The organism is Streptomyces sp. NPDC053513, from assembly GCF_044544765.1.
GTDB classification, from domain to species: domain Bacteria; phylum Actinomycetota; class Actinomycetes; order Streptomycetales; family Streptomycetaceae; genus Streptomyces; species Streptomyces litmocidini.
Genome location: NZ_JBITXP010000010.1, coordinates 64,539 through 78,608, shown reverse-complemented (window position 1 = coordinate 78,608; position 14,070 = coordinate 64,539). Strand labels below are relative to the sequence as shown.

Genomic DNA, 14,070 nt, shown 5'->3' with positions numbered 1-14,070 from the left:
TCTCAGCGGTGCTGGAAGTGGACCTCCGGGTTCGCGGGCGTCGGGCCGTCCAGAACCGGGCGCGGGAGCCCGCGCAGGTGCCGGTCGAAGAAGGCCGCGACGTAGGTCCGGGTGACGGCGACGGCCCGGTCGGCGGGCAGTTCCGGCTGGGGCAGACCGAAGTGACGCTGGATCACGGGACCGTCGGAGAAGGTGAAGTGCTCGGATCCGGCGACCGTGATCCAGCGCTTCCAGCCGTCGAGCGCGGTCCACGTCCGGTCCCAGCTGGCGTCCTGCCCGCCGGGCAGGTGCATGCCGTCGTGGGTCCCGAGCATCAGGAACGGTCGGCCCCGCAGGCCCTCCGCCGGGAGGTCCTCCCAGAAGGCGCCGTCCATGTTGATCCCGGCGTCGATGCGCGGGTCGGCCACCATGGCGGAGGCCGCGCTCGCCCCGCCGATGGAGTGGCCGGCCATGCCGACGCGGCGCGGGTCGATCATGTCCGCGTACCGCCGGACGGGCTTCGGTCCGGTCAGCCGGTCCAGGACGTACCGCACGTCGGCGGCGCGCGTGGAGGTGACGACACTGCCGTGCACCCCGCCCTCGAGGGCCGTGCAGGCGACGCAGGTGAGGGTGCGGCCGCCGGGCAGGCTGATCCCGTACGACTCGTAGGCGTGGTCGACGGAGGCCACGACGTACCCCCGCGAGGCGAGGTCCTCGGCGAGGTGGGTGAGCGTCCAGCGGGAGACGCTGAAGCCCGGCGAGAGCAGCACCAGGGGGTGCCGGCCGGGCGCGGGCCCGACGCCGGTCCTGCTGTGGGTGCGGGTGCGGGCGAGCACGTCTCCGGAGACACCGGGCCCGAGCTGCTCGGCCAGCAGCCGCGCCTCCTCCCCGGTGGCGTACGGGGCGGGGCGGCCGCCGCCGGGACGGGCGGCCGGGTAGTGCAGCGTGACCATGAGCGCCCGGCCGTCGGCGGTGGGCACCCAGGGGTCGGTACGGGAGCGGTCGACGAGCGGCAGGACCGCGCTGCCGACGGCGTACGGCCCGGTGGGGGCGGGCAGCGTGGCGGCCTGCTCGGCCTGTGCGGCCTGTACCGGAGCGCCCGTGGTGGGCCGGTCCGGGACGGCCGCGGTGGCGACGCCGGCCGGTAAGGCGAGGGAACAGACGAGAACGGCGGCCGCGGCCGCCCTGGTGATTCGGATCATGCGAGCACGCTAGGCGCGGGGGCCGGACCGACGCGTCCGCCCCCGGGCCCACCTTCGGTCAGCCCGGGGGCGGACACGGGATCCGCCCCGAGGCTGACCGACGGGCGCCGGGGCGGAGCGGAGCGGATCGGCGGGTACCGGGCCGGGGCGGATCGGCGGGCTGCCCCCCGAAATGGACCAGCGGGCTGCCCCCGGAACGGACCAGCCGGCTGCGGCCCGGACAGGCCGGCAGGTTCCCGCCCGGCGGCACGGCAGGATCCCACCCGGCACGGTCCGGTGTGCCCCCGCCCGGCACGTGCCGGCGACCTTCCCCCTCGGAGGCCCGGTGGTCGGCGGCCCAACTCCGTCCCCCACGTGCCGTCCTGACGTCCCGGCGGGCGGGACGGCCTTGACAGTGCGGAAGGCGGCCTGCCTATGGTGAGGCGTTCCCGTCCACGCACCCGGGCGGGACCGGAACCGGGGGGAGGCGCACGTGCTCGCAGTGATCGCCGTGGCGCACGTCCCCGCCCGTTCGCGTGCCCGTCTGGTCTGCCGCCGGCACGTCGACTTCTGCCGTACCTCCTCGGCCATCTGTCCTTCCCCTCGCGCCTGACCCCGCCCCGCGTGGGTCCGCGCGTCCCGTGACGTCCCGTCGCCCGGCCCCGTGCAGCCGTGCCCCGCGCCGCTGCCGTGCCGTCGCGCGTCCCTGTCGTTCGGAAGGACTCCCATGCCCCGCCCCGCCCTGCACCTGGCCGTCGAGATCGACGGCGACGGTGCCCATCCCGCCGCGTGGCGCCGTGCCGCCCACTCCCCCGGCGAGCTGCTGACCCCGCGTCGGCTCGCCCGGGTCGCGGCCGTCGCCGAGAACGCCGGGTTCACCCTGGTCACCCTGGAGGACTCGATCCTGCCCCCGGGCTCCGCGGACGATCCCGTGGGCCGGATCGGCGCGGTGGAGCGGGCCGCGTTCGTGGCCGCGTCGACGAGCGTCCTCGGTGTGGCGCCGGTCGTGGCGACCACGTACGCCGAGCCGTTCCACGTCTCCTCGCAGCTCGCCTCGCTCGACCACGTCTCGGCCGGCCGGGCCGGCTGGGTGGTGGGGGTCGAGGAGGACCCGGCCGCCGCGCGCGCCTGGGGACGGCCGGTCGTCGAGGGTGCCGACGCCCTCGCCCGTGAGGCGCGTGACGGTCTCCGAGTCGTACGGGACCTGTGGGACTCGTGGGAGGACGACGCGGTGATCCGGTCGGTGGCCACCAGCCGCTATCTGGACCGGTCGCGGCTCCACGCCATCGACTTCACGGGAGAGACGTATTCCGTGAAGGGCCCCTCGATCGTGCCGCGCCCGCCGCAGGGCCGGCCCGTGGTGCTCGCCCGCCCCGGGCTCGTCCCGGCCGGTCTCGCCGATGTGGCGCTGGTCGGCGGGGCCACGCCCGCCGAGGCAGGCGCGGCGGCCGCGGCCGCCGGCGCGCCGCTCGCCTTCGCCGAGCTGGAGGTCGCCCTCGACACCCCGGGCGAGACGGCCCGGGAGCGGATCGCCGACCTGGAGCGGTACTCCCCGTGGGAGGCCGGCCCGGACCGGCTGCGGTACACCGGCTCCGCGGCCGGTCTCGTGGACCTTCTGGCGGAGCTCGGCGGCCACGTCGACGGGGTGCGGCTGCGGCCGCTCGTCCTCGACGAGGACCTGGCGGTGCTCTCCCGTCTCGTCCTGCCCGAGCTGTTCGTGCGGCGGATCGCCGCCCGCCCGCTGCCGGGCACCACCCTGCGCACCGCCCTGGGGCTCCCCCGGCCCCTCAGCCGCTTCACGACCGACGGTGCCGCCGCGCTCGTCGAGGAGGAGACCCGATGACCCGCGCCGACGTGAACGACGTCCCGCGCCCGGACGCCCGGCTGCACTTCGGGGTGTTCTTCCAGGGCGTCAACCACTGGACGATCTGGTCGGACCCGTCCAGCGGCTCCCAGATCGATCCGGCGTCCTTCCTGCGGGTGGCCAGGACGGCCGAGCGCGGACTCTTCGACGCGTTCTTCCTCGGGGACGGCCTGCGGCTGCGCGAGTCCGAGGGCGGCATCCACGAGCTGGACGTCGCCGGCCGTCCGGACTCGATCACCCAGCTGTCGGCGCTCGCCGCCGCTACCGAGCGGATCGGTCTCGTCTCCACCTCCAACACGACCTTCAACGAGCCCGGCGACCTCGCCCGGCGGCTCGCGGGGCTCGACCTGCTCTCCGGCGGCCGGGCCGGCTGGAACGTGGTGACCACCCACAACGCCTGGACCGGCGAGAACTTCCGGCGGGGCGGCTTCCTCGACCACGCCGACCGCTACCGGCGCGCCGAGGAGTTCCTCTCCGTCGCGCGCGCCGTGTGGAACGGCTGGGCGGAGGGCGCGGTCGCCGGTTCCGCCGAGGCCCGGTCCTGGTCGGTGCCGGGCGCGGTGGGACGCGTACGGTCGCGGACCGACCACTTCGACGTCGATCTGGCGCCGACGCTGCCGCGCAGCGCGCAGGGGCATCCGGTGATCTTCCAGGCGGGCGACTCCGGCGAGGGTCGGGACTTCGCCGCCCGCAACGCGGACGTGATCTTCTCCGCGCACGGTACGGACTTCGACGACGCGCTGGCCTTCGCCGAGGACGTCCGGGGCCGGCTGCGGGCGGCCGGGCGTCGGGAGGACGCCCTGCGGATCCTGCCGGGCACGGAGATCGTCATCGGGGCCACCGAGAAGGAGGCGGAGGAGAAGGCCCGCTGGGTCCGCCTCGAACAGGTCACGCCCGCCGTCGCGCTGGGCATCGCGAGCCGGCTGTGGGGCTTCGACCTGTCCGGGCGGGACGCGGACGGGCCGCTGCCCGCCGAGGATCCGGTGGTCGCCGAGTACGACGGGAAGTTCGGCACCCGCCAGCTGGGCGCGACCCTGGACACGGTGGCCGAGTGGCGGGCGAAGGCCGACGCCAACGGCTGGTCGCTGCGCGAGACGGTCATCGAGCTCGGTCCGCAGCGCGGTCACGTGGGCACCCCGGCCGGGCTCGCGGAGAAGTTCGCCCAGTTCGCCCGGTACGGCGCCGTCGACGGCTTCAACATCTCGCCGTACCTGGTGCCGGACGGACTCGACGACATCGTCGACCTGCTGGTGCCGGAGCTCCAGGAGCGGGGCGTGTACCGGACGGCGTACACGGGGACGACGCTGCGGGAGCACCTGGGGCTCGCGCCGGCGGTGTGACACCGCGCCGTGGGGGGGGGGGGGGGGGGGGGCCCCCCCCGCCGGCCCCCGGGAGCCCCCCCGGCGCGGGGGGGGGGGGGGGGGGCCCCCCCCCGGGGGGGGGGGGGGGGGGGGGGGGGGGGGCGGGGCCGGCCGCGGGGGGGCGGGGGGGGCGGGGCCCCCCGCGCCCCCCCCCCCGCCCCGCCGCCCCCCCCCCCCCCCCCCCCCCCCCCCCCCCCCCCCCCCCGCCCCGGTTCAGCCCAGCGGCAGTTCGAGGAAGGACGGTGCCCCCTCCGGGGAGCCGAAGGCGGTCTGCGTCCAGGTCACGGAGGCGTCGCCGTACAGCGGGTCCTTGCTGTCGACGACCAGCATCAGACGGTGTCCCGGGGCGATGTCGTACGCGGCGGCCTGGAGCCGCCAGGTCACGGTGCGGTCCTGGCCGGGCGTCAGCCCGTACACGTTGAGCGGCTCGTGGGTGATGATCCGGGCCGTGCCGTCCTCGGCGACGTCGAAGAGATGGGCGACGAGTCCGGCGGAGCCGGCCGTGGAGCGGACCGTGAGGCGCAGCCGCGGGGCGCCCCGGACGCGGCGGCCGACCTCGCCGTCGCCCGTCAGGGGGGTGAGCGGTGCGGTGGTCCAGACGACGGCGTGCCGGCGGTCGATCTTGCGGGTGTCGTAGGTCTTGGGGTTGCCGGCGCGTTCCGCCTGGCCGGTGCTCATGAGGCCGTCCATGACGGTGGCCTCGGTGTCCACGCCCGCGAGGAACGAGCGGCGCCAGCCGGTGACCTCCGAGGGGGCCGACGTCTCGCCCGCGGGGAGGAGCCGGCCGTCGGCGCCGCCCGCGCCGTCGCCGGTGAGGCCGAGGACCTCGACGCCGGTGGTGAACCGGCTCCAGTCGGCGCGGCTCTCCCGGGCGGCCTCCTCGACGATGCGGTTCTCGCCGGTCGGCTCGCCGGTGCCGGGGTCGAGGACGGGTTCGGTGACGTACGTGAACATCACCTGGCCGCAGACCCGTTCCCACTCCTCGACGCCGTTGCGTTCGCCCTTGAGGTGGTGGTCGAGCCAGGCGTACGCCTCGGCCAGGGGGAGGTTCTCCTTGCCGGGCTCGGTTCCGACGAGTCCCGGTCCCTCGGGGGCGGTGTGGTCGCCGATCCAGAGGTTGAGCCGCTTGGGGACCCGGAGGCCGTCGAAGGTCTCCAGGAGCTGGTTGACGGCGAAGAGCCCTTCGTGCCAGGCGTTCGAGAAGAAGGTGGGGGTCTCGTTCTCGTTGGTGAGGTGGAGGTACGACTCGGGGGCGCGCAGCCGGCCCCACTCGACGACCCGGTCGAGGTTCCGGCCGGCGAGGAAGTCGGCCAGGACCTCCTGGTTCGCCTTGTCGAACTTGGTCTCCACCGGACCGCCGGTGAGGGCGAGGAGGGCCTTCACGGCCGCGAGGTGGCGGGTGCCGTGGTCGTAGAGGCCGGTGGCGAGGTTGCCCCAGGTGCTGAGGGCGACGACGGCGGTGACGCGGTCGTCGTGGGCGGCGACGAGTTGGCTGATGCCGGAGCCGTAGGACGCGCCGAGGAAGCCGATCGCGCTCGGGGCGAGGTGTTCGATCGCGAAGTCGACGACGGCGGAGCCGTCGGCCCAGTCGTGGGGTCCCGCGATGTCGACGAGGCCTTCGGAGGTGGAGGGCAGTCCGGGGGTGCCGAGGCCGCGGGGCGTGTAGGCGAGGACGTGGTAGCCCCTGCGGGCGAGGTCGAGGTAGGACCAGAGGAACAACGGCCAGCCGTGGGGGGTCCAGCCGGCCGGGACGACGACGAGCGGATGGGGGCCTGCGGCCGACTGCCGGAGGCTGAGAGCGGAGAGGCGGATGCCGTCCGTGGCCTCGATGCGGTGGTACGCGGGCAGGGCGCGGGCCCGTACCTCCTGGACGCGCGCGGCGAGTTCGGCGGGGAGCGGGGTCCAGGGATCGTCGTCGGCGTTCAGGAGGGCGGTGGCGAGGGTGCGGCCGAGGCGGGCCACGTCGGGGTCGACGGTGCCGTCGGCGGCCCAGAGGCCGCGGCCGGTGAGGCGGGCGGCCTCGGCGGCGGTGAGGCCCGTCGTGGTGCCCGGGAAGCCGGGGAACTCTTCGGAGGATCCGTTGGCGAAGGGGTTGTCCTGGGGCACGGGCACCCGTTTCCTCTCGACTGGGCTGCTGGCGGTCCGTTCTGCGGACGGTCGCAAGCCTCACGTACCGGGAAGGGAGCGACCAGAGCGCACGAACGGCGCACGGGACGCGCAACCGGGCGTCAACGACACAAGCCGCCCCGGGCACGGTGTTCGGCGACCCGGCCTGATCGGCAAGGCACCCCCTAAGGCGCGTCCGGCAGGTATCCCGTCGCCGCGCGGGCGTAGGAGTGCAGGGCGGTGATCACCTCGCGGGGCGAGCGGCGGCCGGCGAGCACGTCCATCTGGTAGCCGTCCTCCATCGCCACGAAGTTGGCGGCGACGAGGCGGGCCGGGTCCGTCAGGGTGAAGTGGCCCTGGGCCTCGCCGAGCACCAGGATCCCCTGGTAGACGCCGATCTGACGCTCCGTCAGGACGCTGTCGAGAGCGGCGGCCTTCGGGTCGCGGAGCGTGCGGGGCCAGTACTCGAACAGCAGTCGGGGCAGTCGGTCCTGGGGGCCCGAGGCCACTCCGGAGGCGATGCAGCCGGCGAGCCGCTCCCGGGCGTCGGCGTGCCGTTCGGCCGCCGCCTCGCGCTCCCGGCAGAACCGTTCCATGGCCTGCTGGAAGGTCTCGTACATCAGGGCGTCGAGGTCCTCGTAGTAGTACAGGACCGCGGCCGACGTGACCCCGGCCTCCTCGGCGACGTCCCTCAGTCGGAGTCCTTCGAGCCCGCGGTTGAGCAGGGCCCGCGCCGCGGCCTCGCCCAGCTGGGCGCGCCGGGCCCCCTGGTCCTTGTTCCGCGCCACGGGAACCCCTCCACCTTCTCGTGAACTAAACCGAAACCAAAAGATACAGCGCGAGGTCTTGACCGCACGACAGCAGATTCCTTAAATCCTCGTTTAACGAATACGGCGCGTCCGTACGCTTGACCCAGGAGGCCCTCATGACCAGCGCGTCCGACACCCCGTCCCCCGCGGCACCACCCGGCGGGAAGGGCTTGCGGGGCGACTCCGTCGGCCTGCTCGCCACGATCGCCCTCGGGCTCGCGTCCGTCGCCCCGGCGTACAGCATCGCGATCACCCTGGGCCTGGTGACCCTCGTGGTCGGCGACCTGGCCCCCGCCGCCCTGCTCCTCGGCTTCGTGCCGATCCTCCTCACCGCCTTCGCCTTCCGGGAGCTCAACCGGCGCATGCCGGACTGCGGCACCACCTTCGTGTGGAACACACGGGCCTTCGGCCCGGCCGTCGGCTGGGTGGCGGGCGGCTGGACGGTCCTGATCGCGACCGTCCTCGCGATGACCACGCTCGCCCAGGTCGGCGCCTCCGCGGTCCTCGCCTTCCTGGGCCTCGACGTGGCGGCCGGGAACACCGTCGCGGTGACCGCCCTCGCCGTGGCCCTGATCGCCCTGGTCGTCACCATCGCCTACCGGGGCATCCAGCTCGCCGCCCACGTCCAGTACGCCATGCTCGGCCTCCAGCTCCTCGCGATGCTCGCCTTCGGCGTCGCCGCCTTCGCCCGGGACGGCGCCGCCACCCCGTCCCTGGGCTGGGTCTCCCCCTTCGCCTTCGACGACTTCGGCTCCTTCGCCGAGGCGGTGCTCCTCTGTCTCTTCGTCTACTGGGGCTGGGACGCCCTGATCACCTTCAACGAGGAGACCGTCGACAGCGACCGCACGCCCGGCAGGGCCGCGATCGTCTCCACCCTGATCCTGCTCGTCACCTATCTCTTCACCGCGTTCGCCGCGATCTCCTTCGCCGGGACCGGCACCGGCGGGCTCGGGCTGGGCGACGAGGAGAACGCGGCCGACGTCCTCACCCGCCTCGCGCCCGCCGTGCTCGGCGGCGCCGCGAGCCGGGTCGTCACGCTCGCCATCGCCGTCTCGGCCGTCGGCGCCCTGCTGACCTGTGCGGGCTCCACCCCCCGGAGCACGCTCTCGATGAGCGCGCACGGCGCCCTGCCCGCCGCCTTCGGCCGCATGCACCCGCGCTTCCGCACCCCCGCCTTCGGGACGGTGTTCTGCGGAGCCGCGGCGGCCGTCGCCCTGGTCCTGCTCACCCTGGTCTCCGCCGACTTCCTCGGCGACGCCGTCCTGTCGATCGGCCTCCTGATCGCCTTCTACTACGGCGTCACCGGCTTCGCCTGCGCCTGGCACTTCCGCCGGCAGCTGCGGGACTCCCCGCGCGACCTGCTGGTCAAGGGCGTCCTCCCGGCGACCGGCGGCCTGATGATGCTGGCGGCGTTCGTCCGCAGCGCCTACGACATGGCCGACCCCGGTTACGGCTCCACGTCGGTCGGCGGAGTCGGCGGGGTCTTCCTCCTCGGCGTCGGCTCGATCGTCCTCGGCGGCGTCGTGATGCTGCTCGTCCGCATCCGCCACCGCCGTTTCTTCCAGGACGGCCGCACGGCCGTCACCGCCCCGTCCGTCACGGAGAACTGACGCCCATGCGCACCCTCGCCCTCGCCGCCCTCCAGACCACGCCCGTCGCCCACGACCCGGAGGCCAGTTGGGAACGGTTCGCCGACCAGGTCCGCGCGGTACGCGACACCTTCCCGCACGTCCAGCTCGTCGTCGTACCGGAGCTGCTGCTCGCCGCGGAGGCTCCGCTGCTCCGGTCCCGCGCGGAGTGGATGCGGGAGGCTGCCGTGCCGGTCCCCGGCCCACTGACGGACCGGCTCGCCGCCCTGGCCCGCGAGACCGGGCTCTGGCTGGTCCCCGGCAGCGTCTACGAGCAGACCGACGACGGCCACGTCCACAACACGGCCCTCGCCGTCTCCCCCGAGGGCGAGATCGCCGCCCGCTACCGCAAGGTCTTCCCCTGGCAGCCGTACGAGCGGACGCGGCCCGGCGGCGAGTTCGTCGTCTTCGACCTGCCCGGCATCGGCCGCGCGGGGCTCGCCATCTGCTACGACGGCTCGTTCCCGGAGACGGCGCGCCAACTGGCCTGGCTGGGCGCCGAGGTGATCATCCAGCCGACGCTGACCACCACCCGCGACCGCGAGATGGAACTGGTCTGCGCCCGGGCCAACGCCTGGACGAACCAGGTGTACGTCGTCAACGTCAACGCCGCCGACCCGGCCGGCGTCGGCCAGAGCGTGATCGTCGACCCGGAGGGGACCGTCCGGCAGCAGGCGGGAACCGGCGAGGAGGTCCTCGTCGACGTCCTCGACCTCGACACCGTCACCCGCGTCCGCACGTACGGCTCCGCCGGCATCAACCGGCCCTGGGCCCAGCTCGCCCGCTACGGCGACCGGATCGAACTGCCCATGTACGGGGGCACGTTCCGGCCCGTGCCGGAGCGCGACTGAGCGGCACGGCCCGTCAGACGGGCCCTGCGGGCGGGCGGACCACGAGGACCGCGGCGACGTCGTCGTCCAGGCCGTCCGCCCCGTAGGCGGCGAGGTCCCGGTGGAGGAGCGCGGGCAGCTCCGCGGCCGGTTCCCGGGCCCAGCCCCGCAGGCGCAGCTCCAGCGGGTAGAAGGTGCCGGCCCGGTCGCGGGTCTCGCTGACGCCGTCGGTGTAGAGGAGCAGCCGGTCCCCCGGCCCGAAGGGCACCTCCTCGATCCGGTGGTGGCTGTCGGCGAGACCGGCGAGGTTGACGGGCAGCGAGGGGTCGGCGAAGTGCACGGGCTCGACGCCGGTCGCCCGCTGGAGCAGCGGGGCGGGGTGGCCGCAGCTGAGGAGCCGGGCGACGTCACGGCCGTCGGGGAGCTCCACCAGGACGACGGTGGCGAAGCGTTCGGCGGCGTCGGAGTCCGGGTCCCAGGCGCCGTAGCGGGCGAGGCCCTCGTCGAGCCGGTCCGCGAGGTCCGCCAGGTCGCGGGCCTCGTTGACGGCGGCGCGGAAGGAGCCCAGCAGGACGGAGGCGGTCTCGACGGCGCCCAGGCCCTTCCCCTGGACGTCGCCGAGCATGACGCGCACCGCGCCGGGGATCCTGACGGCCTCGTAGAAGTCGCCGCCGATCCTCGCCTTGGCCGCGGCCGCGACGTACAGCAGGTGCAGGTCGAAGCGGCCGAGGCGCTCGGGCAGCGGGCGCAGGACGACCCGCTGGACGACCTCGGCGACGGCGGTCACCTCCCGCAGGTCCCGCTCGTAGCGGGACCTGACCCGGCTGACCCAGGCCGCGACGGCGGTCGCCACCGCGAGCACCGTCTCGCTGGCGAGGAGCTCGGTGGCCGACGCGGCCTCCCGGGTCGGGACGAGGAGCACGCGGACGGCCATGGCGAGGAGTCCGATGCCGACGGTCCCGCGCACGCTCCAGGTGACGGCGGCGAGCGCGGGCGCGGCGACGAGGAGCCGGTCGAAGCGCTCCCGGTCGGGGGTGAGCAGATCGGCGAGGACCGTCAGGACCAGGACCAGGAAGGGCAGCGCGCGACCGAGGTTGAACTGGGTGCGCGCCGCCGCGCCGGGGGGACGGCGGTGACCGGCTGCGGGCATCTCATGATCGTACGCAGGGCCGTCCGCCGGGCCGGGGTGCCGCCGGGTCCGGGCGTGTCCCTCGGCGGTCGGCCCGTCCGGGCAGCGCCAGGGCGGCCGGGAGGGTGAGGGCGGCGATCGCCGCCAGGGCCGGGAGGGCGGCGCCCCGGACCGGTACGAAGCCGCCGTCGGGCACGAGGGCGAGGAGCAGGGTCGCGGTGGCGACGCCGAGCGCCGGGCCGACGTTCATCGCGGTCTGCTGGAGACCGCCGGCGACCCCGGCATGGGCCTCGGGGGCACGGTGCACGACGACGGAGGTCGCGGTGACCATGAGCGTGACGAACCCCGCGCCGAGAAGCGCGGAGGCGACGCCGACGGGGACCGCGCCGGCGGTCTCGTCGAGCCGGGAGAGCAGCAGGACCCCGAGCGTGAGCAGTCCGGCTCCGGCGGTGGCGGTGCGCCGGGGGCCGAAGCGGCGCTGGAGCGGCGGGCAGAACGGCGCGCCGAGGACCATGAGGGCGGCGAGGGGCAGGACGCGCAGCGCGCAGTCGAGGGGGTCGAGCCCCTGGACGTCCTGGAGGAAGTACGTCGCCACGAAGAGCGCGCCGAAGAGGCCCGCGGAGGCCGCGAGGAGCGCGGCGAGGCCCGCGACGACCGGCACGCTCCGGAGCAGCGCCGGGGGCAGCAGCGGGTCGGCGACGCGCCGCTCGTGCCGCGCGAAGGCCGTCCCGGCGCCGAGAGCCGCGCCCCAGGAGAGGACGGCGGAACCGATGCCCCCGGGGCGGGACGCCTCGTCGAGACCGTGGACGAGCAGCCCGAGCGCGGCGGCGAGCAGGAGGGCCCCGAGCGGGTCGAGCGCGGGTGCGGATGCCGGACGGTCGGGGGAATCCGTCGGTCGGCGATCCGGCGCGGGCGAGGGGCCGAGCGGGTCGGACCCCGTCCCGTCGGGGGAATCCGGCCGCCGGTGGTCCGGCCGGGATGCGGCGTCGAGCGGATCGGGGCCCTTCCCGTCGGGGGAATCCGGCTGCCGGCGAGTCGGTGGGGTCAGGGCGAGGAGGCCGATGGCGAGGGTCGGGGGGACGCCGAGGAGGAAGACCGCGCGCCAGCCGTACGAGGAGACCAGCGCGCCGCCGACGAGGGGGCCGGCCGCGGCGGCGAGGCCGATGGCGGCGGTGCGCACGGCGATCGGGGTCGCCAGCCGCTCGGGTGGGAAGACCGTGCGCAGCATGCCGAGGGTGGCGGGCTGGAGGAGCGCCCCGCAGACGCCCTGGAGCACGCGGAGCGCGATCACGGTGCCGATGCCGGGGGCCAGGGCGATCCCGGTGGAGGCGGCGGCGAAGCCGAGGGCTCCGACGGCGAAGACCCGGTGGTGGCCGTACCGGTCCCCGAGGCGGCCCGCGAGGACGAGGAGGCTCGCGACGGCGACGAGGTAGCCGGTGCTGGTCCACTGGACCTGGCCGACCTCGGCGCCCAGGTCGCGCTGGAGGGCGGGTTGGGCGACGGTCAGGACCGTGCCGTCGAGGGCGACGACGGCGGCGCCGACGACGCTGCAGGCGAGGGTGCGGTTCACGGGGCGGGCTCCTCGGGACCGAGGTGGGCGTCGAGCGCGGCGGCCAGCAGGGGGCCCGGGTCGTCGCCGCCTGTGGCGAGGCGGAGGCTGCCCCAGTGCCAGAGCTGTGCGAGGCCGTGCAGGTTGGCCCAGAGGACGCCGGCGACGACGGCGGGGTCGGCCGCCGGGCGGGCGCGGGCGACGAGCCCGGTGAGGTGGGCGAAGAGGGGCAGGCTGGTCTCGCGCAGCCCGAGCCGTCCGCTCTCCAGCAGGTCGTGCCGGAACATCAGCTCGTACATGCCGCGCCGGGTCTCGGCGTAGTCGAGGTAGACGCGGGCGAGCACCCCGATCCGCTCGCGGGCCGTGGCCTCTTCGGGGTCCTCCTCGGCGACGCGGGCGGCCAGCTCGGCGAAGCCCTGGCGGGCGATGGCGGAGAGCAGCTCCAGGTGGGTGGGGAAGTACCGCCGCGGGGCGCCGTGGGAGACGCCGGCGCGGCGGGCGATCTCGCGGAGCGAGAGGGCTTGGAGGCCCTCGGTGTTCACCAGCTCGACGCCGACCCGGACGAGCCGGTCGCGCAGCCCGTCCTCTTGCTCTTGGTCTTGCTCTTTCAGGGGCATAGACACTGTCTACCAAGATCGAGTAGACGGTGTCTACCCGTTCTCGCGCTCTCGTCCGTTACACTGGGCGACAGCGAAGGGGAGTAGCCCTGCGAACCGGTCGTCGACACACTGGAGCCCTCGGGTTCCCGGTGACCGGGTCTGCGCGTCACGCGGACGGGCGAGACCTTCGGCCAGGCAACAGCCGCGTCCGCGTTCTCCCGTGGGCGTGGTCCGTCATGCCGGGCCGAGTGGTCCTCCCGTCGCCCACCGAGGTGTCGTGCGGAGCCGCGGGGCCCGGACCGAGCAGAGAGCCCCCGTATGCACCTCGACCCCTTGGCGATCCTCACCGCCTTCGGGCTGATCTTCCTCGCCGAGCTTCCCGACAAGACGATGTTCGCGTCCCTCGCCATGGGCACGCGCATGCGTCCGCTGTACGTGTGGTTCGGCACCTCCACCGCCTTCCTGGCCCACGTCGCCATCGCGGTGGGCGCCGGCAGCCTGCTCGGGCTGCTTCCGGGCTGGATCGTCAAACTCGTCTCGGCCCTGATGTTCGGCTTCGGCGCCTTCATGCTGCTGCGCGGCGGGGGCGATGACGACGACGCCGACGAGGGCGGCCGGACGGTCAGCGGCTTCTGGCCGGTCTTCTCGACCGCGTTCATGGCCGTCTTCATCAGCGAGTGGGGCGACCTGACCCAGATCACCACCGCGAACCTGGCCGCCACCAACGGCACCTGGTCGACGGCGATCGGTTCGTTCGCCGCCCTGACGACGGTCTCCGCCCTCGCCCTGGTCGCCGGCCGCTTCATCGCCAAGCGCGTCCCCCTCAAGACCGTGCAGCGGATCGGCGGCGTCTGCATGGCGGGGCTCGCGATCTGGTCGCTGACCGAGGTCTTCACCGGCTGAGCGGCCCCGGCTCCGGGGGCCCCCCCCACCCCCCCCCGGGGGGGGGGGGGGGGCGCGCGGCCGGGGGGGGGGGGCGGGGGCGCCCCCGCCCCCCCGGGGCCTGGGGCCCCCAGCGGGGCCCGGACCGGCCGG

Annotated in this window: 11 protein-coding genes; 5 read left to right on the top strand and 6 right to left on the bottom strand. The window is 75.2% G+C overall.

The features are described 5' to 3' along the window. Nucleotides 1–2: 2 nt before the first annotated feature. Complete coding sequence (locus ACIGW4_RS19300) at nt 3–1,181, bottom strand: alpha/beta hydrolase (protein ID WP_359587110.1); 1,179 nt, start codon at nt 1,179–1,181, stop codon at nt 3–5. 706 nt (nt 1,182–1,887) lie between these two features. On the opposite strand from ACIGW4_RS19300, the gene ACIGW4_RS19295 reads away from it, so the two are divergent. Next, entirely contained in the window at nt 1,888–3,003 is a 1,116-nt protein-coding gene (locus ACIGW4_RS19295; protein WP_398711137.1) for an LLM class flavin-dependent oxidoreductase, read from the top strand. Then, entirely contained in the window at nt 3,000–4,364 is a 1,365-nt protein-coding gene (locus ACIGW4_RS19290; RefSeq protein ID WP_399581763.1) for an NtaA/DmoA family FMN-dependent monooxygenase, read from the top strand. The genes ACIGW4_RS19295 and ACIGW4_RS19290 overlap by 4 nt, the downstream gene beginning before the upstream one ends. A 234-nt stretch (nt 4,365–4,598) precedes the next feature. Here the strand turns inward: ACIGW4_RS19290 and ACIGW4_RS19285 are convergent, their stop codons facing one another. Together ACIGW4_RS19285 and ACIGW4_RS19280 are read right to left on the bottom strand one after the other, a co-directional pair. Further along, on the bottom strand, nt 4,599–6,491 hold the full coding sequence (locus ACIGW4_RS19285) for an alpha/beta fold hydrolase (protein ID WP_399581761.1): 1,893 nt from the start codon (nt 6,489–6,491) through the stop codon (nt 4,599–4,601). Between the two features lie 185 nt (nt 6,492–6,676). Further along, a complete protein-coding gene (locus tag ACIGW4_RS19280; RefSeq protein WP_398711131.1) occupies nt 6,677–7,279 on the bottom strand; it encodes a TetR/AcrR family transcriptional regulator in 603 nt (200 codons plus the stop codon). Nucleotides 7,280–7,416: 137 nt separating this feature from the next. On the opposite strand from ACIGW4_RS19280, the gene ACIGW4_RS19275 reads away from it, so the two are divergent. Both ACIGW4_RS19275 and ACIGW4_RS19270 read left to right on the top strand, forming a co-directional pair. Beyond that, a complete protein-coding gene (locus ACIGW4_RS19275) occupies nt 7,417–8,910 on the top strand; it encodes an APC family permease (RefSeq protein ID WP_399581758.1) in 1,494 nt (497 codons plus the stop codon). A 5-nt stretch (nt 8,911–8,915) separates the two neighbouring features. After that, nucleotides 8,916–9,779 carry a carbon-nitrogen hydrolase family protein gene (locus tag ACIGW4_RS19270; protein WP_123458067.1) on the top strand — a complete coding sequence of 288 codons (864 nt, stop codon included), beginning with the start codon at nt 8,916–8,918 and terminating at the stop codon, nt 9,777–9,779. A gap of 13 nt (nt 9,780–9,792) precedes the next feature. Here the strand turns inward: ACIGW4_RS19270 and ACIGW4_RS19265 are convergent, their stop codons facing one another. From ACIGW4_RS19265 to ACIGW4_RS19255, 3 genes are read right to left on the bottom strand one after another with little or no spacing between them, the layout of a single operon-like run. Continuing rightward, nucleotides 9,793–10,908: a PP2C family protein-serine/threonine phosphatase gene (locus ACIGW4_RS19265; protein ID WP_359587105.1), complete on the bottom strand. Its 1,116-nt coding sequence runs from the start codon at nt 10,906–10,908 to the stop codon at nt 9,793–9,795. A 1-nt stretch (nt 10,909) separates the two neighbouring features. After that, nucleotides 10,910–12,457 carry an MFS transporter gene (locus ACIGW4_RS19260; protein WP_399581754.1) on the bottom strand — a complete coding sequence of 516 codons (1,548 nt, stop codon included), beginning with the start codon at nt 12,455–12,457 and terminating at the stop codon, nt 10,910–10,912. Next, nucleotides 12,454–13,053 (bottom strand): TetR/AcrR family transcriptional regulator, encoded by a 600-nt coding sequence (locus tag ACIGW4_RS19255; protein WP_399581751.1) that lies wholly within the window; start codon nt 13,051–13,053, stop codon nt 12,454–12,456. The genes ACIGW4_RS19260 and ACIGW4_RS19255 overlap by 4 nt, the downstream gene beginning before the upstream one ends. Nucleotides 13,054–13,353: 300 nt before the next feature. Here ACIGW4_RS19255 and ACIGW4_RS19250 point away from each other — a divergent pair, with 300 nt between their 5' ends. After that, nucleotides 13,354–13,938 (top strand): TMEM165/GDT1 family protein, encoded by a 585-nt coding sequence (locus ACIGW4_RS19250; RefSeq protein ID WP_123458071.1) that lies wholly within the window; start codon nt 13,354–13,356, stop codon nt 13,936–13,938. The last annotated feature ends 132 nt before the right edge of the window (nt 13,939–14,070 follow it).

Coding starts and splice junctions, on each gene's coding strand:
- ACIGW4_RS19300 (WP_359587110.1), bottom strand. CDS start 1,181: ATGATCCGAATCACCAGGGCGGCCGCGGCCGCCGTTCTCGTCTGTTCC.
- ACIGW4_RS19295 (WP_398711137.1), top strand. CDS start 1,888: ATGCCCCGCCCCGCCCTGCACCTGGCCGTCGAGATCGACGGCGACGGT.
- ACIGW4_RS19290 (WP_399581763.1), top strand. CDS start 3,000: ATGACCCGCGCCGACGTGAACGACGTCCCGCGCCCGGACGCCCGGCTG.
- ACIGW4_RS19275 (WP_399581758.1), top strand. CDS start 7,417: ATGACCAGCGCGTCCGACACCCCGTCCCCCGCGGCACCACCCGGCGGG.
- ACIGW4_RS19270 (WP_123458067.1), top strand. CDS start 8,916: ATGCGCACCCTCGCCCTCGCCGCCCTCCAGACCACGCCCGTCGCCCAC.
- ACIGW4_RS19265 (WP_359587105.1), bottom strand. CDS start 10,908: ATGCCCGCAGCCGGTCACCGCCGTCCCCCCGGCGCGGCGGCGCGCACC.
- ACIGW4_RS19255 (WP_399581751.1), bottom strand. CDS start 13,053: ATGCCCCTGAAAGAGCAAGACCAAGAGCAAGAGGACGGGCTGCGCGAC.
- ACIGW4_RS19250 (WP_123458071.1), top strand. CDS start 13,354: ATGCACCTCGACCCCTTGGCGATCCTCACCGCCTTCGGGCTGATCTTC.